General features: G+C 60.8%; 19 protein-coding genes. 9 read left to right on the plus strand and 10 right to left on the minus strand.

Annotated features, from left to right (window positions below; translation table 11 throughout):
- The first annotated feature begins 285 nt into the window (after window positions 1–285).
- Together OHL13_RS14580 and OHL13_RS14585 are read left to right on the plus strand one after the other, a co-directional pair.
- On the plus strand, window positions 286–639 hold the full coding sequence (locus OHL13_RS14580) for a hypothetical protein (RefSeq protein WP_263410857.1): 354 nt from the start codon (window positions 286–288) through the stop codon (window positions 637–639).
- Between the two features lie 124 nt (window positions 640–763).
- On the plus strand, window positions 764–919 hold the full coding sequence (locus OHL13_RS14585) for a hypothetical protein (RefSeq protein ID WP_263410858.1): 156 nt from the start codon (window positions 764–766) through the stop codon (window positions 917–919).
- A 65-nt stretch (window positions 920–984) separates the two neighbouring features.
- Here the strand turns inward: OHL13_RS14585 and OHL13_RS14590 are convergent, their stop codons facing one another.
- The gene (locus OHL13_RS14590; protein WP_263410859.1) at window positions 985–2,571 is read right to left on the minus strand and encodes a DHA2 family efflux MFS transporter permease subunit; all 1,587 of its coding nucleotides are present in this window, start codon (window positions 2,569–2,571) and stop codon (window positions 985–987) included.
- Window positions 2,572–2,612: 41 nt separating this feature from the next.
- Between OHL13_RS14590 and OHL13_RS14595 the strand changes: the two genes are divergently transcribed.
- From OHL13_RS14595 to OHL13_RS14605, 3 genes are all read left to right on the plus strand, one after another.
- Window positions 2,613–3,071, plus strand: a complete 459-nt coding sequence (locus OHL13_RS14595) for a MarR family winged helix-turn-helix transcriptional regulator (protein WP_263410860.1) — start codon at window positions 2,613–2,615, stop codon at window positions 3,069–3,071.
- Between the two features lie 77 nt (window positions 3,072–3,148).
- The gene (locus tag OHL13_RS14600) at window positions 3,149–4,387 is read left to right on the plus strand and encodes a threonine ammonia-lyase (RefSeq protein ID WP_263410861.1); all 1,239 of its coding nucleotides are present in this window, start codon (window positions 3,149–3,151) and stop codon (window positions 4,385–4,387) included.
- A 198-nt stretch (window positions 4,388–4,585) separates the two neighbouring features.
- Window positions 4,586–4,852, plus strand: a complete 267-nt coding sequence (locus OHL13_RS14605; RefSeq protein ID WP_263410862.1) for a hypothetical protein — start codon at window positions 4,586–4,588, stop codon at window positions 4,850–4,852.
- 73 nt (window positions 4,853–4,925) lie between these two features.
- Here OHL13_RS14605 and OHL13_RS14610 read toward each other — a convergent pair whose 3' ends face one another.
- The 3 genes from OHL13_RS14610 to OHL13_RS14620 all read right to left on the minus strand — a co-directional run bounded on the left by OHL13_RS14610 (window position 4,926) and on the right by OHL13_RS14620 (window position 9,443).
- Window positions 4,926–5,513: a YceI family protein gene (locus tag OHL13_RS14610; RefSeq protein ID WP_263410863.1), complete on the minus strand. Its 588-nt coding sequence runs from the start codon at window positions 5,511–5,513 to the stop codon at window positions 4,926–4,928.
- Window positions 5,514–5,756: 243 nt separating this feature from the next.
- The gene (locus tag OHL13_RS14615; RefSeq protein ID WP_263410864.1) at window positions 5,757–6,236 is read right to left on the minus strand and encodes a MarR family winged helix-turn-helix transcriptional regulator; all 480 of its coding nucleotides are present in this window, start codon (window positions 6,234–6,236) and stop codon (window positions 5,757–5,759) included.
- A gap of 90 nt (window positions 6,237–6,326) precedes the next feature.
- Window positions 6,327–9,443, minus strand: a complete 3,117-nt coding sequence (locus tag OHL13_RS14620) for a ligand-binding sensor domain-containing protein (protein ID WP_263410865.1) — start codon at window positions 9,441–9,443, stop codon at window positions 6,327–6,329.
- Between the two features lie 103 nt (window positions 9,444–9,546).
- Between OHL13_RS14620 and OHL13_RS14625 the strand changes: the two genes are divergently transcribed.
- Window positions 9,547–10,182 carry a YceH family protein gene (locus tag OHL13_RS14625; protein WP_263410866.1) on the plus strand — a complete coding sequence of 212 codons (636 nt, stop codon included), beginning with the start codon at window positions 9,547–9,549 and terminating at the stop codon, window positions 10,180–10,182.
- Here OHL13_RS14625 and OHL13_RS14630 read toward each other — a convergent pair.
- Entirely contained in the window at window positions 10,163–10,804 is a 642-nt protein-coding gene (locus OHL13_RS14630; protein WP_263410867.1) for a pyridoxamine 5'-phosphate oxidase family protein, read from the minus strand. The genes OHL13_RS14625 and OHL13_RS14630 overlap by 20 nt on opposite strands.
- Window positions 10,805–10,844: 40 nt before the next feature.
- Window positions 10,845–11,744: a LysR substrate-binding domain-containing protein gene (locus tag OHL13_RS14635; protein WP_263410868.1), complete on the minus strand. Its 900-nt coding sequence runs from the start codon at window positions 11,742–11,744 to the stop codon at window positions 10,845–10,847.
- An 86-nt stretch (window positions 11,745–11,830) separates the two neighbouring features.
- Here OHL13_RS14635 and OHL13_RS14640 point away from each other — a divergent pair, with 86 nt between their 5' ends.
- Entirely contained in the window at window positions 11,831–12,346 is a 516-nt protein-coding gene (locus tag OHL13_RS14640) for a GNAT family N-acetyltransferase (RefSeq protein ID WP_263410869.1), read from the plus strand.
- A 55-nt stretch (window positions 12,347–12,401) separates the two neighbouring features.
- On the opposite strand, the gene OHL13_RS14645 is transcribed toward OHL13_RS14640, so the two are convergent.
- From OHL13_RS14645 to OHL13_RS14660, 4 genes are all read right to left on the minus strand, one after another.
- The gene (locus tag OHL13_RS14645) at window positions 12,402–13,166 is read right to left on the minus strand and encodes a hypothetical protein (RefSeq protein ID WP_263410870.1); all 765 of its coding nucleotides are present in this window, start codon (window positions 13,164–13,166) and stop codon (window positions 12,402–12,404) included.
- Window positions 13,167–13,179: 13 nt separating this feature from the next.
- Window positions 13,180–15,420, minus strand: coding sequence for a M56 family metallopeptidase (locus tag OHL13_RS14650; RefSeq protein WP_263410871.1), 2,241 nt, complete (start codon window positions 15,418–15,420; stop codon window positions 13,180–13,182).
- A 27-nt stretch (window positions 15,421–15,447) separates the two neighbouring features.
- Window positions 15,448–15,831, minus strand: coding sequence for a BlaI/MecI/CopY family transcriptional regulator (locus OHL13_RS14655; protein WP_263410872.1), 384 nt, complete (start codon window positions 15,829–15,831; stop codon window positions 15,448–15,450).
- A gap of 125 nt (window positions 15,832–15,956) precedes the next feature.
- Window positions 15,957–17,150, minus strand: coding sequence for a class I SAM-dependent rRNA methyltransferase (locus OHL13_RS14660; RefSeq protein ID WP_263410873.1), 1,194 nt, complete (start codon window positions 17,148–17,150; stop codon window positions 15,957–15,959).
- Between the two features lie 41 nt (window positions 17,151–17,191).
- On the opposite strand from OHL13_RS14660, the gene OHL13_RS14665 reads away from it, so the two are divergent.
- Together OHL13_RS14665 and OHL13_RS14670 are read left to right on the plus strand one after the other, a co-directional pair.
- The gene (locus tag OHL13_RS14665) at window positions 17,192–18,859 is read left to right on the plus strand and encodes an NAD-dependent malic enzyme (RefSeq protein WP_263410874.1); all 1,668 of its coding nucleotides are present in this window, start codon (window positions 17,192–17,194) and stop codon (window positions 18,857–18,859) included.
- 20 nt (window positions 18,860–18,879) lie between these two features.
- Window positions 18,880–20,019, plus strand: coding sequence for a BaiN/RdsA family NAD(P)/FAD-dependent oxidoreductase (locus OHL13_RS14670; RefSeq protein WP_317889946.1), 1,140 nt, complete (start codon window positions 18,880–18,882; stop codon window positions 20,017–20,019).

A 20,019-nucleotide genomic window follows, 5' to 3' on the forward strand; every position in this document is an offset into this window, starting at 1 on the left:
CCTGGGTACTGCTGAACCTGCGACGCTAAACCGCCGGAGCCGCTACTGTGCGCCAGTAGCGGAAGGTAAAGCTAAAGAAATGGGCGGTGTGCGTCATTGCGCCTTTGAGCGTACACGGATTTGGCCCGGAAATGCAAACCCCGCAGGCAACCTAATGGCCGGGGGGCCGGATTTTCTTTTCAGAGCGCGAGGCAAACACTTCCCTGCCCAGTGGCTCTAAAGGGTCTATAGGAAGTACCCGCTATATGCGTTTGCAGGCAGGGTGCCCCCACGGAGGACGTCATCATGATGAAGAACGTCACGAAGTTTGGATCGACCATGATTTTGGCGGGGCTGCTTTCGACCCCGTTCACCGCGATTGCGCAGGACCGCACTTACGAGGAACAACGCGCGCATGACCGGGCCAAGGCATCGCAGGATGCCAGCGATAAACGTCACCACACTACGGCCAAAGTTGTTGGTGGATCCGCCGCGGGCGGTGCCCTGCTGGGCGGAGTGATGGGCGGCGGCAAGGGTGCGCTGGTGGGCGCGGGTGTAGGCGCGGGCGGCGGCTACGTCGCCGATAAGATCCGCAAGAAAAAAGGGACTGACAAGCGCGAGAAGGAATCCAGAGAGTACCGTGAGACGCACCCAAGGTAATGGGTAGCTCCTGAATTTTGTTGCATCTGACTGATGCTTCGTGGCGTACTTCATTCACCGCGTGGGTTTTTGAACCCATTGACGCTGACTCTGCATCTTTTAATGCAGAAAGCTGGTGAATTACATGCTGCGAAAGACCATTCTCGCCGCCGTGATGACCTTCCTGGCTGTGGGCATTGCTGAAGCCCGCGATACAACGCCGAAGGCACACGATCACACTCCGCGCGTCAAGGACAGAACACCTCGTCCTCACGGAACGCAGTCTCCGCGCCGCGCCTAAACACAGAAAAGCTCCTTCCTCTGAAACGAAAAAGGACGCCCCTCGCGGCGTCCTTTTTTACTGGCTCAATGTCCCATCGCCTCGGGTGAGGGTTTTTCGCTCTTTTTAGGCAGCCGCATCAGCAATGGCAAGGGCGACAGCAGCAGGATGACGAAGGCCAGCAGGGCAAAGGCATTCTTATAGCTGAGCATCTGCGCCTGCCGCAGCATCTCCTGGTAAGCGCGGCCCACCGCCAACTGGCTGGCCTGCGCCGCACTCATGCCCTGGCTGCGCAGAATGTTCGCAATGCTGCCAATGTAGTTGTCATACGCCGGTGAACCGGGCACCGTATTGGCCGCCAGCGCCGACTGGTGCGTTTGCGCGGTACGGGCCAGGAAGGTCGTCAACAGGGCGGTTCCCGCGCTTCCACCCAGGTTGCGGGCGAAGTTGGAGAGCGACGAGATCTGGTTCATCTTCGACGGCGGCACTCCCACATAGTTCAGCGTGGAAATGGGGATGAAGATGAAGGGCAGCCCGATGACCTGGAGCATGCGCCAGAGCGTGATCGTTCCATAGGAGGCAGTGAGGTCGAGCCGGGTGAGATTCCAGATGCCAAGCGCCGTGGCCAGGTAGCCGAGCACAACGGTCAGACGCGGGTCGATTTTGCCCAGCGACCGGCCCGCCGCGGCCATGCCGAACATCATGACGAAGCCGGCCGGCGACAACACCTTGCCTGCCCTTTCTGCCGTGTAGCCAAGCAGGGTCTGCAGGTACTGCGGAATAAGCACGGTAGAGCCGAACAGCACCATGCCGAGCACCAGTTGCAGGAAGACAGCCGTACCGAAGTTTCGATTTTTCAGGAGCTTGAGGTCGACAATCGGGTCCGGGTGACGCCATTCCCACCAGGTGAAGAAGAGCAGCAGGCCCGCGGCGGCGATCGCCGTGGCGCGGATCATAGGGTCGCCGAACCAGTCCTTTTCCTGTCCCTTGTCCAGGGTGAACTCCAGCAGTCCCACGCCGAGCGCCACCAGGCCGAGACCGGTGAAGTCGACCGGTTGGCGATGCGCCTCCGCGGCCCGCTCCTTCAGGTACGGCGGGTCCTCGACCATGCGGTTCGACAGCCAGATGGAGAGGATGCCGATGGGGATGTTGATGAAGAAGATCCAGTGCCAGGAGTAGTTATCCGTCAGCCAGCCACCGAGCGTGGGACCAATGGCCGGAGCGACCACCACGGCCATGCCGTAGACGGCGAAGGCCTGCCCGCGCTTTTCCGTCGGGAAAGTGTCCGCCAGGATGGCCTGCTCTGACGGCGCCAGGCCACCGCCGCCAAGCCCCTGCAGGATGCGCGCAAGGATGAGCATGGGCATGCTGGTGGCGATACCGCAAAGGAAGGAGCAGACCGTAAACATGATGACGCAGGTCATGTAGAAACGCTTGCGTCCGAAACGGTTGGAGAGCCAGCCGGAGACGGGCAGGATGATGGCGGAGGCGACCAGGTAGCTGGTGAGCACCCAGGTCGCCTCTTCCGAACTGGCGCCGAGTGAACCGGCAATGTGCGGCAGGGCGACATTGGCGATGGAGGTATCGAGCACCTCCATAAAGGTGGCCAGCGTGACCGTGAGCGCAATGGCCCAGGGATTGTGCCGGGGCTTCCAATTGTGATCGTAAGACATGGAGGGATATCAGCTAGCTGCGATAGAATATCAGGTAGCTGATGATGAACGACACCAAAACCGAAGACAAAGCTGCAAAAAAGCAGGCTGAATCACGCCGCACTTTGAAGCTGATGAAGCGGCTGATGCTCGGTTTTCGCGCGCGGATGGATGAAGACCTTCGCCCGCTTGGAATTACGCTGGCCCAGTTGCGCGTGCTGCACGCCATCAAGACTGAAGCCACGGCCAGCGGGGCCCAGGTGGCACGAGAGTGCCACATTACGCCGCAGACCGCCCACGCACTGATTCTGCGCGCAGAGAAAAACGGCTGGATTGTGCGCGAACACGATGCGACCAATGAGCGTCGACGGATTGCCAAACTGACCCCAACCGGAGAAAAACTGCTGGAGGATGCCGATGTGCTGGTCCAGCAGATTGAGACCGAGATGTGGGAAGGTGTGAAGCGGACCGACCTGAAAGCGATGAACGACCTGCTGGAAGTGGCAGCGGGACGACTGTAGCCAGAGAGCAGCAGCACCTTTGCTTCGGTGCAGGATGTCGGACCCGCGCGGCTTCCTGTCATTTACCCTAGAAAGATATGGCAACCACAGCATCGCCTCAGGTTGAGGTCACACTGAAGGACATTGAAACCGCGCGGGAGCGGATTCGTGGCAGTGTGTACGAGTCTCCCTGCACGCGGTCAGAAAAGCTGTCGCGGGCGACCGGTCTTGAGGTCTACCTGAAGCTGGAAAACCTGCAGATGACCGGCAGCTTCAAGGAACATGGCGCTTTGAACAAGATCGCCACGCTGACGCCGGAGCAGGCCCGTCGTGGTGTGATTGCCGCCAGCGCCGGCAACCATGCGCAGGGCGTGGCGTATCACGCGACCAAGCGCGGGATTGCGGCAACGATCGTGATGCCGCTGGCGACTCCGCTGGTGAAGGTGACGGCGACGCGGAACTTTGGCGCGAACGTCGTGCTGCACGGCGCAAACTACGACGAGGCCTATGCGGAAGCCATGCGCCTGCGCGAAGAGCATGGCTTTACCTTCGTGCATCCGTTTGACGACCCTGCGGTGATTGCAGGACAGGGCGTGATCGGCCTGGAGATGCTGGACCAGGTGCCGAACCTGGGAGCGGTGATTGTTCCCATTGGCGGCGGCGGCATGGTTGGCGGCATTGCGACCGCGGTGAAGGAACGCAATCCGAAGATCCAGGTCGTGGGCGTACAGACGGCGCGACTGGCCAGCATGAAGGCAGCGGTGGATGCCGGCCACCATGTGACGCTTGATCCGGCTACAACCATCGCCGACGGCATCGCCGTGCGCCGTGCGGGCGATGTGACCATGCCGATTGCGCAGCGTTATGTCGACCGCATTGTGACGGTGGATGAGGACGAGATCGCATCCGCCATCCTGGTACTGCTGGAAGGTGAAAAGACCCTGGCTGAAGGTGCTGGCGCAACCGCGCTGGCAGCCGTGATGCAGGGCAAGACAGGATTGGCCCCGGGAACGAAGACGGCGGTACTGGTGAGCGGCGGCAACATTGACGTGACACTGCTGAGCCGCATTATCGAGCGCGGCCTGGTGAAGGACGGACGCCTGATCCGCCTGCGCATTCACCTGCTGGATAAGCCGGGAGCCCTGTCTGAGCTGACGGAGCTGATTGCGTTCCACCGCATCAACATTGTGGATACGCTGTACAACCGGGCGTATTACGACGTGAATCTGGGCGATACGGCCATCGACATCACGATGGAAGCGCGCGGTCCGGAGCATGTGGCGGAGTTGCTGGCTGCGCTGACAGAGCGCGGCTTCCGGCACTCGCGCGTGCAGTAACGTTACACAATAGTGGCGGCGTAACTCTTGTTTGGCGGCGGCTCCGGACCTAGACTGGAGGCAACATTTCCCGATTTGCTGTTAGATTTATCTGCTCTGCTTCGGAGCATCCGCATTGCTGTTTTTGAGCACGGATGACAGCCCAAAGCCGAGACGCTGAGTCATACTCTGGCACGATATCGGGTTTCAAGGAAGACGATGATGGCACAGAACCTTCAATATGCGACCGAAGAAGAGGTCAGCTCAAGCCGACCCTCTGCGCAACGCCTTACAGTGGAAGCCGGTGTTGTCGCGTTGCTCTCTTTTCTGGCCCTGAAGTTTGGGGGCTTCCACAAAGGCGGCAACCCCCTGGGGGATGTGGTGGAAATCAATCTCGGTTCCGCAATCATGATCTCCGCAATTGTCACGCTGCTGTTCCTGGCCGCACGAGCATGGCGGATGCAGAAGACATCGCACGAGGGCTAGGCGCTCCAGAGAGCTAAAACAGATGGCCTCCCCGAAGGGAGGCCATTTGCAATGGTGCAGCGGGAAGGATGGATTACTCCTTGTCCGCCTCGACGTCGATGGTGATCTTCACCAGGTCGCTGACGACTGCGTCAGGGAACTTGGCTCCGAAGCCGAAGTCCGAACGCTTGATGCTGCCGGTGGCCGAGAAGCCGGTGACCAGCTTGCCCTGCTGATTCTTCTGCGGAGGCGTGGGGCCGTCAACCGTCAGGGTAACGGGCTTGGTCACGCCATTCAGGGTCAGGTCTCCAACGACGGAGAAGCCATCGCCCTCGCGCTTCACGGCCGTCGACTTGAAGGTCACGGTCGGGTTCTTCTCCACGTCGAAGAAGTCGGCCGACTTCAGGTGGTCATCGCGCTTCTGCACGCGGGTATCCAGTCCCTTGGTCTCAATGGTGGCGGTCACGCTGGACTTGGTGGGGTCCTTCTCATCCCAGGTCACAGTGCCGTTGACGGCGCCGAGCGAGCCGCGCACGTTGGACACCGAAAGGTGCTTCACCTGGAAGGCAGCGTCCGAGTGAGCCGGGTCGATCTTCCACGTGGAGGTCTGAGCGAAGGCGTGCGAACCAACCAGCAGCAGGCCGCCGAGAAGCGATGCAAAAAGCGTACGAGTGGTCTTCATTGTTGTCTCCAAAAGAAATCCTGGTTGAGGAGCGCCTCACGGACGCCCGCGTTGATGGTTGTGTCGGAAGCAAGTGAGCACACGTTCCCCCGTGTGCATGGCGGAGAAGTCCGCCAGACAGGACACGGGGCTAGCTACATCGCCCCGCCAGCGTCCTGGCTTGCTGCCTGCAAATGAAACTTGTGGGTTCAATGCCTTTAGAAAGGGACTCGGGGCGCGCGGGAGGGCTACTGAAGATGCGCTTCATTCCGTCTCTCCCTTCTGCTTACCGGGCTTCACCTGGTTGGCGGCCTCGGCAGTCTGGCCCAGCTTCTTCAGGCCATTGTAGAGGGCCTGACGGTCTGCCTCAGAAAGTGGTTCCATCATTGTGTCCAGATCGCGGACGTGCGTGGAGAAGGTGCAGCGGATCAACTTGTCGCCTTCCGGTGTCAACTCCGCGATGCGGACGCGGCGATCGGTGGCGTGGAAGCTGCGATGCACCAGGTTGCGGCGCTCCAGGCGGTCAATCGCCGCCGTGGTGGAGGCATTGGCCAGCCGTGCCTTCTCGGCGATCTGCGTCATGGTCAGCGGACCCTTGTGCAGCAGCATCTCCAGCACGATAAAGTCGCTGAGGCCAAGGCCCGTGCCGACAATCGAATCCTCGGCAAAGGTACGGACAGCGGCATAGGACTTCATCATCACCAGCCAGAGACGGGTCGCCGAGATTTCTTTCTTTTCGCTCATGCCTGTCCAGATCCTTTCTACAACATCTGATGTTTCGATGTCGAAATAGATTCAATGGAAGGATCTATTTTTTCTTCGGGAGGCGGGATCTCAGACCTGCCGGCCTGAAGTGGTCCGGACGCAGTTTTTGCCGGCGTACTTGGCCAGGTAGAGTGCCTGATCAGCGCGCGAGATCAGGGAATCCAGGGATTCCTGCTGCCCGGTGGAGGTGGCCACGCCAATACTGGTGGTGGTGTGGAAGAGCAGGCCGGCGTATTCGATGGGGAGTTCTTCCACGTGCTGCCGCAGACGTTCGGCCAGTTGCAGCGCCTGCGCCTCATCGGTTTCCGCCAGCAGGATGATGAACTCCTCACCACCGTACCGGGCAAGAATGTCCGAGGTGCGGATGGATGCGCTGAGCATGGTGGCGATGGCGCGCAGGGTGGCGTCGCCGGCGCTGTGCCCCATGGTGTCGTTGGTCTGCTTGAAGTTGTCCAGGTCAGCCAGCAGAAGACTGTAGCTGCGACCGGAGCGCTGGGAACGCGCAGCCTCCAGCGTTGCCCGTTCAAAGAAGCCGCGGCGGTTGAGCGTGCCGGTCAGCTCGTCGTGCAGGGCAAGCCGTTCCAGCTGCTTGTTGGCGGTAAGCAGCTCCTGGCGGCTGCTTTCCAGCTCACGGGTACGCGTGGCCACCAGGGCTTCCAACTCCCGCTGACGGCGCGCCATGTAGGCCAGCCGAATGCGCAGGATCAGCAGCACAATGACCACGATGAGCAGGGTAAGGATGGCCTGGAACCACCAGCTCTCCGGGATGCTGTTGCGGATACGCAGCGGGAAGGCAATTTCCTGCGCGATACCGGTGCCGTTGCGGCTAATGGCGCGCACGTGGAAGGTATACGAGCCACCGGGAAGATTGGTATAGGTGGCCGCACGGCGGGTGGAACTGGGAGAACTCCAGGACTGGTCGAAGCCTTCCAGTTGATAGGAGTAGAGCGTGTCATTCGGCGCGGTGTAGTCCAGAAGAGCAAAGCTGATCTCAAAGCCGCGGTGCGAAGGAATGTTCAGTTGTCCGGCAGCCGCCAGGCGCGCCAGCAGCACGGGGGACTGGCTCGCTCCCTGCAACTCAATCTCCGGGATAACCAGCGGAGCCTGGAAGGCCCAGGAATGGAGCATATGCGGGCGGACGATGACGACCGAGGAGTTCCCTGGAAAGAGGATGGTTCCATCGTCGAGCAGAGCGGAGCTGAAGAGGTTCTGCGCCGTGGTCTGAAGACCGTCCGGGATGCCATAGCGGCGCAACGTAAAGTTCTTCGGGTCAACGGAGGCGAGCCCCCGCGGCGTGTTGACCCACATTCTTCCGTCGAGCCCGCGACGGGTGATGAGGATAATGTCGTCGGGCAGGCCGTTGTGGTCATGGTCGATAGTGCGGAAGGTGGCTTTGCCTTCGGGCGTGATGCTTTCCATGACCTGCAGCCCCGCACCAACGGTGCCGATCCAGAGACGGCCCTGCGCGTCCTCGGCCATGGGCTGGATGTTGTCATTGGCGAGCGAAGTGGGGTCTTTGGGATCGTGGCGGATATGCCGGAAGGTCTCCCGGACGGGATCAAACAATTCCAGGCCGAGACGCGTGGTGATCCAGAACCGGCCGTGTGAGTCTTTCAGGATGTCGCGCACATAGTCGTCGACCAGCGTTGCCGGGTTGCCGGGCTGGTGGGTGAAGACTTTCAGTTCCCCGGTGCGCCGGTTGTAGCGCAGAAGACCGTTGTAGCAGCCGGCCCAGATCTGGTCGCCATCGACCAACACGGCATTGATGATCTGCTTGCGAATAAAAGCATCTTCGACCGGACGGTAGGTGCGTGCGTGTACGTCAATGAGATACAGCCCCATGCCACCGGCCACGGCCGTGTTTTCGTCGATCGGCTTGATGGAGAGAATCTCTCGATGCGAGGACTGTTCCTGGCTTACACCTGGAGCCGGATGGATGGCATGAATGCTTCCGTCGCGGTCAATCTCTGCAAAGCCGCCCTGGTCAAAGCCAACCCACGCTCGTCCGAAGCCCGCACCGACGCTGCGGACCTCCGAACCGAAGAGACGGTCAGGACGCAGAGGCGAGCTGCGGATGTTGAAGATACCGTGCCCTTCCGTAACGATGGTGGAAAGACCGCTGTCGGTACCCATCCAGACAACGCCGGAATGATCGCGCATCATGCCCCGGATGAAGTCATTGCTGAGCGGTGCGGAGGCCGTGGGATCCTTGGCCCAGTGCAGCACCTGGTGGGTGTTGCTGTTCAGCGAAAAGATACCGGCGCCATAGGTGACAAACCAGAAGATGCCCGGCTGCATCTCCAGCATGCCGCGCACCGTGTGCGGACCGATGGGGGAGTTACGTCCGGCCAGCCCGGGATAGCCGCGCAACAGACCTTGCGTGCGGTCGACCGTGCCGAGGCCGGTGGTATCCGTACCCGCCCAGAGAAGGCCGGTGTGGTCCTCAAAAAGAGTCCAGATGGAAGCGTGTTGCCCGAGGTCGTTGTCGCCCGGGATAAAGCGAAACTCGCTGGTTCCGGCGGGACGCAGGTAGAGTCCGCTGTCAGAACCTACCCACAGGTTCTTCTGCCTGTCCTGCAGCAGCGCGAAGATGGTGCTGGAAGGAGCTCCGTTGGCCGGTGACTTGCCCGCAAGGGCGCCGTAGAGTTCAAACTCACCGGTTTTGTCAGAGTAGTGCGCGAAGCCGTTCTGCGTACCGAGCCAGACGCCGCCCTCGCCATCGGGGGTCATGCAGAAGATACGCGCCTTGCGGAGCGCCTGCGGCATTTTGGAAGGGATAACAAAGCTGTCTGTCGATGGCTGGTAGATGGCGAGCCCCGCGCTGCCTGTGCCGACATACAGACCACCATCTTCGCGCGGCAACAAGTTGCGGACATTGTTGTCAGGCAGCGAACCGGGAAGAAGGGGGTCGTGGGTGTAGGTATAGAACTGGTAGCCGTCAAAACGCGCCACACCACCAAAGGTGGCGACCCAGACATAGCCACGAATGTCCTGTGCAAAACCATAAACAGAGTCATGCGGCAGACCCTGCTTCATGGTCATGACATCGAAGTTCAGGTCAGAGATGGCCTGGAGTTTCTCTCCATCCAGGACAGGCGACGGTGTGGCTGCCTTCTGCGCGACCGCGCCTGAACTCCCTGACAACATGCCGGCCAGCACCAGCAAAACAAGTGCCGAACGACGCATAAACCTCCCAACCATTGCGCACAAACACCACGAACGATCACTCGTCCATGGTGAAAATATCACGTTCTTTCAAACAGTTCACTGGCTATTTCGGGTGAGGTCTATGCTGGTTTCTATGGATTTTTCAGCCAATGAAATACGCGTCCTGGGAGCCTTGATCGAGAAAGAGATCAACACCCCGGAGTACTACCCACTCTCACTGAATGCACTGGTGGCGGCATGCAACCAGAAGTCGTCCCGCGAGCCGGTGATGGAACTGAGCGAGGACGAGGTGAGAGCCGCACTGCATCACCTGGAAGACATGGATTACACCGCGACAGCGCATGACAGCCGCGTGCCAAAGTTCGAACATCGCGTACGCACCGTGCTGAACCTGCGCCGCGATGAAACCGCTCTGCTGTGCCTGCTGCTGTTGCGCGGACCGCAGACACCGGGAGAGCTACGCACACGCGCCGACCGCATGTACGCCTTTGACGACGTCCCTGCCGTACAGAGCGCGCTGAATCGGCTGATCGAGCGCGAAACTCCGCTGGTGGTGCTGTTGCCACGCCAGCCCGGGGCACGCGAGGCTCGCTATGCGCACCTGTTGAGCGGTATGCCGGATGTTACCGAGATGTCTGCTGCTGCAAAAAACACCACGGCAGGCAGCAACCGCATGGAAGAGCTTGAGGCAAAGATTGCCGTGCTGGAAGAGCGCATGGCTGCGCTGGAGCAGCGGCTTACGGCCGTGGGGGCCTAGCAGATTTCAGCTCGGCCCTGAGCTTCGCGTTCTCCTTTTCCAGATCGTCGAGGCGGTGACGCAATGGTTCAACGGCAGTGGCGATCTCCTGTTGCGTGTAACGCGGGGTAATGTGCTGCGGGCAGTTCCAGTCGAACGCTTCTATGTGCACGATAATGGCCCGTTCCGCCGGTGTCTTCTCCTCGGGGTCTCGCAGCTTCTCTATCCATACGGCAGCCTCGGCGGTGCCTTCAAAGATTTTCGCGTGACCGAGAATCTTCAGACGCCGCTGGTAGGCATAGTCCATCAGGAAGAGCGCAACGCGATCGTCATGCTGCAGGTTGCCGATGCTGATGTATTGCTTGTTTCCGCGCAGGTCGACAAAGCCAAGCGTACGGTCATCCAGAACGCGCAGAAAGCCATTTGCTCCGCCACGATACTGCACATAGGGCCAGCCGGTTTCGCTGATGGAGGCGAGATAGAAGCCGTCGCGGCCAGCGACAAAATCCGATTCAAACTCGCCCAGGCGGTCGCCTGCTTCGCCTGTCTGCTGGACACGCTCATACTGCCGGCGGCTGCCATGTTGCTCCTGCTGCTTCTGAACCAGTGGTGTGAATGCGAGCTCGGCGTAACGCTTTCCCATACTTACTAGGGTGCTCCCCGGAGCAGGAATGCGCAGAACTTTATTTCGTGGTGTGCCCCAGACCCTGCCGCACCATCGCGGCAAAGGCATGCACCAGCATGCGGTCTTCCCCGGTGCGATGGGCTATCTCAAGATCGCTCCTGACCGTGGCTCCGCGCAGACGCACGCAGACTACGTCGTTCATCACAATACGTTCCACGCAGGCAGGTGCAATGGTGACCCCCAAACCGGCGCCAACCAGGCGCAGCAGCGTAAGCCATTGCGGAGCCTCCTGCACGATGCGAGGGCGGAAGCCATGTTCTTCGCAAAGAGACATGGGTTTCTCAAAGGCGCGTGTGCCTGCCGACGGCGTGTGAAAGACAAATGGTTCGTCGCGCAGCGCTGCCGCCGTAATGCTCTTATTCGCTGCCAGGGGATGCTGCCTGGGCAGTACAGCCACGTACGGCTCACTGTAGATCGGCTCTACCTGCAGGCCATTCGACGGGCCGCCGTCACGCAGGATGCCCACATCGATCTCCCCGCTGAGCAGCGACCGCATGACGGACGCCGTGTAACTCTCAAACAATTGAAGCTGCACCTTGGGAAATCGACCGTGATATACGCCAAAGGTGCGCGGTATGGCGGTGAGCATGGCGGAGCTGATGAAGCCGACGCGCAGAAGGCCCTGCTCGCCGCGGCCGATACCGCGGGCCTCTTCCATGTCGTCCTTCACGTTGCGCAGCGTGCGGCGGGCGCGCTCCAGAAAGGCTTCCCCGGCGGCGGTCAATCGCACGGCGCGCGAAGTCCGCAGAATGAGCTGGCAGCCGAGGATCTCCTCCAGCTTGCGGATCTGCTGCGAGAGCGGTGGCTGGGCCAGGTGCAAACGGCGCGCTGCGCGGCCGAAGTGTAGTTCCTCCGCAACGGCGATGAAGTAGCGCAGATGACGCAGCTCGATATCCATACTTTTGACATACTAATGCGGACAAACAAGATATTGGACATATCGCGCGTGGAGACGGAGACTCAAACCATCTGGAGGTGGAACCCATGCAGGGCGCATTGCTGCTGGCCGACCTGCCCGTGGAGAACGGGCGCGTGACTATACGTACCTTCCAACCCGGAGATGAAGCTGCCTTCCGCTCACTGAACGAGAGCTGGATCAGCAAGCATTTCAGGATGGAACCGCACGACTACGAGACGCTGGACGATCCGCACACCCACATTCTGAATCCGGGCGGGCAGATTCTATGCGTGGAAGAAGACGGCGCTGTCTTTGGCTGCGTGGCCCTGGTCCCTGCACAGGAGCCGCAGACCTACGAACTGGCAAAGATGGCCGTGGATGAAACCTGGCAGGGCCGCGGCATGGGACGCAAGCTGCTGACCGCTGCCGTACGCTATGCCCGCGAGGTGCTGAAGGCTCGCGCACTGTACCTGGACAGCAACAAGAAGCTGAAGAACGCCGTGCACTTGTACGAAGCAGTGGGCTTCCGCCATCTTCCACCGGAGCGCGTACAGCCAACACCCTATGAGCGCGCGGATGTCCACATGGAACTGATTTTCTAGCCCTGAACATGCCGGGTACAGAAAGGCCCACTCTCCCTGGAGTGGGCCTTCTTTTTTATTCGTCGAGCTTGAAGGTCTTGATCTTCACCAGCTTCGCCACGGTGAGATCGGTCATTCCCCTTGCCTTCATACGATCCACAAAGGCCTTGTCGATGTGAAAGACGCATATCTGGATCAGTTCCCTGTCGCTCGGGTTGAAGCCCATCGCCTTGATCTCGCGGATGCGGTCTGGCGTGACACCAACCGCTTTCATCTCCGTGAGCTTGTTGGCACGCAGCTCCGGATACCCCGCGGCGGCAAGAGCATGGATGTACTCGGGCTCAACATGCAGCGCACGCAGGCCGAGCAAGCGGTTTGCCGACAGACCCGTGACTCCCGTGGCCTGTATCCGTTTGATCCAGGCGATGGAGACATCGAGCATGGCGAGGCCTTCAAACTTGCGGTCCGCGATGCCATCTTCGAGACCGAGCGCGCGTACCTGCCGGGCGTAATCCAGGTTTGGCGTGAAGGTATAGCGGCCGGACAACACGCCGTCATGCACGATGCCATTGCATCGCATCTCTCCGGCGTCGGCATCGACGCGAGCGTCGACCTGGGCGCCTTCGTGGGTCAGCATGTCGCTGGTGATGCTCCAGCGCTGCCAGCTCATGTTGGAGTTCGATGTGCCGCATGGACCGTCGCCTTCACAGTCGCTGTGGTTGATGACAAAGGATGCCGTGTTGGGCTGGTTGGTGGATGCGGTGAGCATGCACAGGCCGGTGCGATTTTGAGCGTGCGCCGCCAGGCTCAGCGCCAGGAGCGCGAGGGATAACTTCTTCATTGGGGTGTCTCCTTTAGTCTTCGAGCAGGCCGGCGATCTTCAGCTTTACCAGCTTGTCCAGCGACGTGCTGGTGAAGCCATGGGCCTTCGCCTTTGCGATGAATGCTTCATCGATGTGGAAGGTAACGGCCTGGCGAACGGCATGGGCATCGGCATCCGGGAAGGTCTGCTTGACCCAGCGCGTGTACTCCGGCGTAAGGCCCATGGCTTTCAGCGAGACGAGGTCATGCGTGCTCAGGTTCGTGAAGCCGGCAGCGGCCATGTTCTTTGCATACTCCGGTGTAACGCCGACCGACTTGATGGAGACAAGCTCGTGCAGGTTCTGTACAGGGATGCCGGAACTCTTCAGGCCAGCCGCATATTCCGGCGTAATGCCCATGGACTTGAGGCTGACAAGGTCATGCACGGTAGGCGTGCCATAGCCGAGCGCGGCGATCTGCCTGGCGTAGTCGCTGGTAATGCCCATGCTCTTTTCCGAGATAACCTCGTGCAGCGATGCGGGAGCGATGCCCGAGTTCTTGAGACTGGCAACATACTCCGGTGTCACCCCTACGGAACGAAGGCCCACAAGGTCATGCAGGCTAGGCGTTCCGATGCCCAGCTGTGCGATGGACTTTGCGTAATCCGGCGTAACCCCCACGGACTTGAGACCGACAAGGTCGTGCATCGAGGGAGTACCGTAGCCAGCCTGCGCCATGGACTTGGCATACTCCGGCGTAACACCGACCGACTTAAGGCTGATGAGATCTTTCGGTGTCGGCGTTCCGTAGCCGGCCTGCGACATCGTCTTTGCATACTCGGGTGTTACACCCACCGAACGCAGGGCGATGATCTGGTCGAGGTCCTTATCGAGGTCAAGCGGATAGCCTGCGTCCTTCATCTGCTGCAGATATGCGGCGCCACTCTTCGCATCCTGCATCATGGCTGTGCGCACCGCCGTACGGGCAATGGGTGCAACCTGGGCTACGGGAGCCACGTTCGCCACCACTGCAACCGGAGCAGGCAATGCCACGGGCGACGGAGATGCGATTGCCAGGGGCGACGGATCCGGCTCAGGTTGCGGCGTGGGCATGGGATCGGCTGCGGGCAGCGAAGCCGCCACGGACCGGCCGGTGGATGGAGCAGCCGCCGGTTCCGGCATGACCTGGGGCACGTCGATGCTCTCCGCCATCATAGGCGAAGGGATCGGCTTGACCTGCGCGCGCTGTTTCAGACCTTCCGCCATCTTCGGCGTAAGCATCAGGCAAACGACGACTGCACCTGCCACCGCCGCCTGCACACCACTCTTCATCCCTGTTTCCATTTGCCATCCCTCCCCGAGAATCTGTTTCACCCTGCCGAGCAGCGGTGTTTGTCCGTTGTTGAGTGCCACTGCCAGCCGCAGCCGCTGTGTCCGCTCTTCTTCCAGGCGCAGCAGCGCCTGTGCATAGATCACCGGATCGTCACACGTGCGTGCCGCCACGGCATCGCAGCAGATTTCGCGCAGATGACGCGTACGGTGGCTGAGCCACCACACTGCCGGATGAAAGAAGAGAAGGCTCTCAATGGCCGTCTGAAGCAGGTTGGTGATGTAATCCCACCGGCGGATATGCGCCAGCTCATGCGCAAGTACCGACTCGATCTCTTCCGGCGTCAGCTGCGTTGCGATGCTTGCAGGAAGGATGACGGCCGTGCGCCACACCCCCATGGCGAGCGGCGAGATGACTTCCCCGGAAAAACGCAGAGCGACGTTGCGGCCTGTGCGTAGCTGCTGGTTGATGCGCTGAAAGCTCTGCTGCAGTTCCGCCGGAACAATGCCGGTCGCGCGGCGGCGTACGGCTTCAAGCTGCCACCATCCACCGGCGGCTCGCAGCGCCAGCATCAACACTCCTATCAACCAGATACCATCGACCCAGGGCAGCAGGCGGTCGCTGTTCCAGGAGATCCATAATTCGCTTTGCTGCACGACCGGAGCGGCAACGGGAATCTCTTTCACGATGGCCTGGTGCAATGCACCGAGTTGCGATGCGGTAACGGTTTCCCCATCGTGCGAGACATGCACGACGAGCCGCGACTGATCGACATAAGTGACAATCGCCGCAAGCGGCATCAGAAGCACCGCGGTCAGTGCAATCAGGTAGCGCGCGTTTGCGCTGGCGCGCTGCGTCAATTGGTCGGCGATGCCGTAGAACATGGCGATGGCCGTTCCCTGCCAGCAGAAGTGCAGCAGGGTCCAGCCCAGCGCCACCATGGTTCCGTTATCAAGCACTCTCATGTGCGGTTCCTCCGCGTTGCTCAACGTTTATTTTTTGCGGCGCTTCAGAAGCTTGCGAATCTCATCCAGCTCTTCTTCACTGGCCTGTTCCATTTCGAGCGCGTGCAGGGCAAGCTGCGCGGCGCTGCCGGCGAAGAAGCGGTTACTCAGCTCCTGCATGAAGCGGCGCTGCGCGTCCTGCCGTTGAATCGCGGCGCGGTACACGTGTGCCCGCTCGCTCTCGTCGCGCTTGACCAGCCCCTTCTCGGTCATGATCTGCAGCAGCTTCAGCACGCCCGTGTAGACAACGGGACGCTGCGCGTTCACAGCTTCAAAGATCTCGCGCACCGTGGCCTGACCACGATCCCACAGGATCGTGAGCAGTTCAAGCTCGCCTTCGGTTGGTTTGGGATTTTCCAGGTTCGTCCTCATAGAAAGGACGTTATACGAATCAATTCGTACGTGTCAACGAAAAACTTCGTACGAAAGAAAAGTGCAACAGAAAGAGTGCACCCCGGGAAACAGAAGCAGAGGCCTGCTTCTGTTTCCCGCAGCTGCTAATCCACGCGCGTGATCAGGCACTTCAGGTAACGCGTCTCCGGCAGGGTGAGCACCTCGGGATGATCGGGAGCCGCGGCCCGGGTCTCCAGCAGGCGGACGCGCCGCTTTGCGTCGGCGGAGGCGGCTGTGACCGTGGCGATGAAGTCCTCAAGAGGCACATGATGCGAGCACGAGCAGGTAACCAGGATGCCGCCGGGCTTAAGCATGCGCAGGGCACGGAGGTTCAGTTCCTTGTAGCCGCGCATCGCGCCTTCCGCCGCGCGGCGTGTCTTCGCAAATGCGGGCGGGTCAAGCACGATGGTGTCAAAGCGTTCGTTGTTCGCGTCATACTCACGCAGCAGGGCAAAAGCATCGCCTTCAACCCAGTCCACGGGCCGCTTGAGCTGCGACGCGTTACGCTCCGCATTGCGATCGGCCACTTCAAGCGCGGCGCGACTCTGATCAACCGCTGTGACCTCGTCGCACACACGCGCAAGGTGCAGAGCGAAGCCCCCCTGGTAGGTGCATACGTCCAGCGCTCGCCCGCGGGCGTAGCTGGCCGCAGCGGCGTAGTTCAGACGCTGATCAAGGAAGGCTCCGGTCTTCTGACCGGAGTTAGCATCGTAGTGATACACAAGGCCATTCAGATCAAACTCGGTTGCGAGCTTCGGCTCTCCTTTGCTGAAGATGGCCTCCGCAGGAGCGGGTGCAAGCTGTTCGAGCTCGCGCACACGCGGATCGGGCCGCTCGACGATGGTGTTGATGCCCTCGACCGATCGGAGAGCCTCGACAACGGCATCGCGCACGTCAGACTGCGCTGTGCCCTGCGTCAGCAGTTGCAGCACGGCAAGGTCGTTGTAACGGTCCAGCACGATACCCGGCAGCTCATCCGCTTCACTGAAGATCAGGCGGCATGCCGCCTGTCCTTCGCGGCGTGCTACCGAGGCCTGGACACGTTCCCGCACGAGTGCAAGGTATCCGGTGCGGTCAAGCGCGGGATCGCTTGAGACCATGCGCAGAGTGATCTGCGAGGCGGCGCTGTAGATGGCCGCACCCAGCGGAATGCCGCGATTATCGGCCACGGCGACGATGGCTCCTGGCGCGAGCTGATCAGGGAGAGACTGCACGTCCGAGCTGTAGACCCAGACGTGGCCAGCACGCAGGCGATCTGCGGCGCGGCGGGAGATGGCGACAAACGGTTGCTGCTTCACCCCTTAATCGTCGCACACAGGAATAGAATCAAGCAGCACCTATGGCGCAGGACAAAACCATCTATACCTCTCTCACCGGCTTTGGTTTGCTGAGCAGTCCCCTCTTAAATAAAGGCACCGCGTTTACTGAGCGGGAGCGCGACGAGTTCTTTCTGCATGGCCTGCTGCCTCCGCAGATCGGTACGCTGGACGGCCAGGTAGAGCGCCGCATCAAGGCGTTCCGCGCGCTGGGCAGCAACCTGGAAAAGTACGTGTTCATGCGCGACCTGCAGGACCACAGCGAGACGATTTTCTATGCGCTGGTCTCGCGCTACATCGAAGAGATGTTGCCAGTCGTCTACACCCCTACCGTGGGCGAAGGCTGCCAGCGGTTCAGCGAGCACTATCACACACCGCGCGGTGTGTACCTGAGCTATCCGAACAAGGACCGCATCGCACAGATTCTGTCGCACCCGCGCTATGACCACATTCGCTGCATCGTGGTCTCGGACGGGGAACGCATTCTTGGCCTGGGCGACCAGGGCGCGGGCGGCATGGGCATTCCCATCGGCAAGCTTGCTCTCTATACGGCGCTGGCCGGTATTCAACCCATGTGGTGCCTGCCGGTGTTTCTGGATGTAGGCACCGACAACCAGGAACGTCTGGACAATCCGCTGTACATTGGCTGGCGCAACGGCCGTATTCGCGGACCGGAGTACGACGAGTTTGTCGACGAGTTTGTGAAGGCCGTGCGCCGCCGCTGGCCGCACGTGCTGCTGCAGTGGGAAGACTTTGCCGGAAACAACGCAGGCCGCCTGCTGGAGCGTTATCGCTCGAAGGTGTGCAGCTTCAACGACGATATCCAGGGCACGGCCGCTGTATCGACGGCGACCATTCTTGCCAGCGCTTCCATCACTGGAATTCCGTTGCGCGACCAGCGCATTGCCATCTTCGGATTTGGCTCCGCGGGTACAGGCATTGCGCAGTTGCTGGTGAAAGCAATGCAGGACCAGGGACTGAGCGAAGCCGAGGCTCGCGCACGCTTCTTCCCCATCGACATTGGCGGCCTGGTGCTGGAAGATACTCCAAACCTGCGTGAAGACCAGAAGGCGTTTGCGCAATCGCGCGCCGGCATTGCACATTGGCGGCTTACCGACCCCAGCTTTATCGGCCTGGAAGATGTTGTCCACAATGCGAAGCCAACGGTGCTGATCGGTGTTTCGGGGCAACCCGGTGTCTTCAACGAAACCATTGTGCGTGAGATGGCAACGCATGTAGCGCGGCCGGCGATCTTCCCGCTGTCGAACCCGACATCCCGCGCGGAAGCTACGCCGCACGATCTGCTGCACTGGACCGATGGCCGCGCTGTGATTGGCACCGGAAGTCCGTGGGGCACCATTGAGTTCAACGGTGCGCCCTATCGCGTGGCACAGACCAACAACTCGTATATCTTCCCCGGGCTGGCGCTGGGCATTCTTCTGTCGCGTGCGAAGCAGGTAAGCGACGGCATGATCATGGCCTCTGCCAAGGCTCTTGCCTCCCTGACCCAGCCCGATGCCCTGCTGCCGGAGATGAGCAGTATTCGCGAGGTCTCCCTCACGATTGCACGCGCCGTAGCCATGCAGGCGGAGCAGGAAGGGCTGGCGCGTGTCTCCGGCCAGGCCTTTGAAGATGCGCTGGTGAAAGATGTATGGGAGCCGGAGTACGTGCCTTATAGGAGGCGCAAATAACTACCGTTGACGCAATTGTTATAGGAGCCGGAGCCGCCGGCATGATGGCCGCCATGGAAGCCGGCAAGCGCGGCCGCCGTGTACTGGTGCTGGACCATTCGCCGCGCATCGGACGCAAGATCCTGATCAGCGGCGGTGGTCGCTGTAACTTCACCAACGTAGGTGCGCGCGCGGAGAACTATCTCTCCGCCAACCCCCACTTCGCGAAGTCCGCATTGGCACGCTACACGCCGAAGGACTTCATCGCGCTGGTGGAGAAGCATGGCATTGCGTATCACGAGAAGACGCTGGGACAGTTGTTCTGCGATGGATCGGCGCAGCAGATTGTGACCATGCTGGAACGCGAAGCCGCCGAGGCCAATGTAACCGTACAGGCAAACACCGGCGTGCACGAGATTGTGCACAGCGATGGCTTTACGGTGCGGACCACTCGCGGCGATTTTCGCGCGCCCGCGCTGGTAATTGCCTGCGGCGGCCTGTCGATTCCGAAGATTGGCGCAACCGGATTCGGTTATGACGTGGCTCGCCAGTTTGGCTTGCGTGTACGTGACCTTCGTCCGGCACTGGTGCCGCTGGTATTCAACCCGGAGAACACGAAGCAATGGTGCGACCTGAGCGGACTTTCCACCGAGGTGATTGCGTATGCGGGCAAACGCAGCTTCCGCGAGAAGCTGCTGATTACGCATCGCGGCATCAGCGGCCCGGCGGTACTGCAGATCAGCAGCTACTGGCAGCCCGGCACGGCGCTGCGGTTCGATCTTTCTCCAGGAGCCAAGGTGCTGGATGCACTGCTGGCTTCTCCGTATGACCGTGACAGCACAGCGTTGCGGCAGATGATGTACGCCGCGCTCCCACAGCGTTTTGCCGACCGCTGGATGCGGCTCTTCCCGCAGACGAAGTGGACCAACGCGGCGCTGGAAGCGAGCGAGAACGCTTTGCATCAGTGGGGCATTACGCCGGCAGGCACTGAGGGCTATGAGAAGGCCGAGGTAACTGCGGGGGGTGTTGATACCGATGACCTGGATGCCAAAACATTGCAGGCACGCAATGTGCCGGGGCTCTTCTTTATTGGCGAAGTGGTGGATGTAACCGGATGGCTGGGCGGCTATAACTTCCAGTGGGCGTGGGCCTCGGGCGCCGCGGCGGGCCGCGCTCTGTAG

The organism is Terriglobus tenax (genome assembly GCF_025685395.1).
Lineage (GTDB): Bacteria > Acidobacteriota > Terriglobia > Terriglobales > Acidobacteriaceae > Terriglobus > Terriglobus tenax.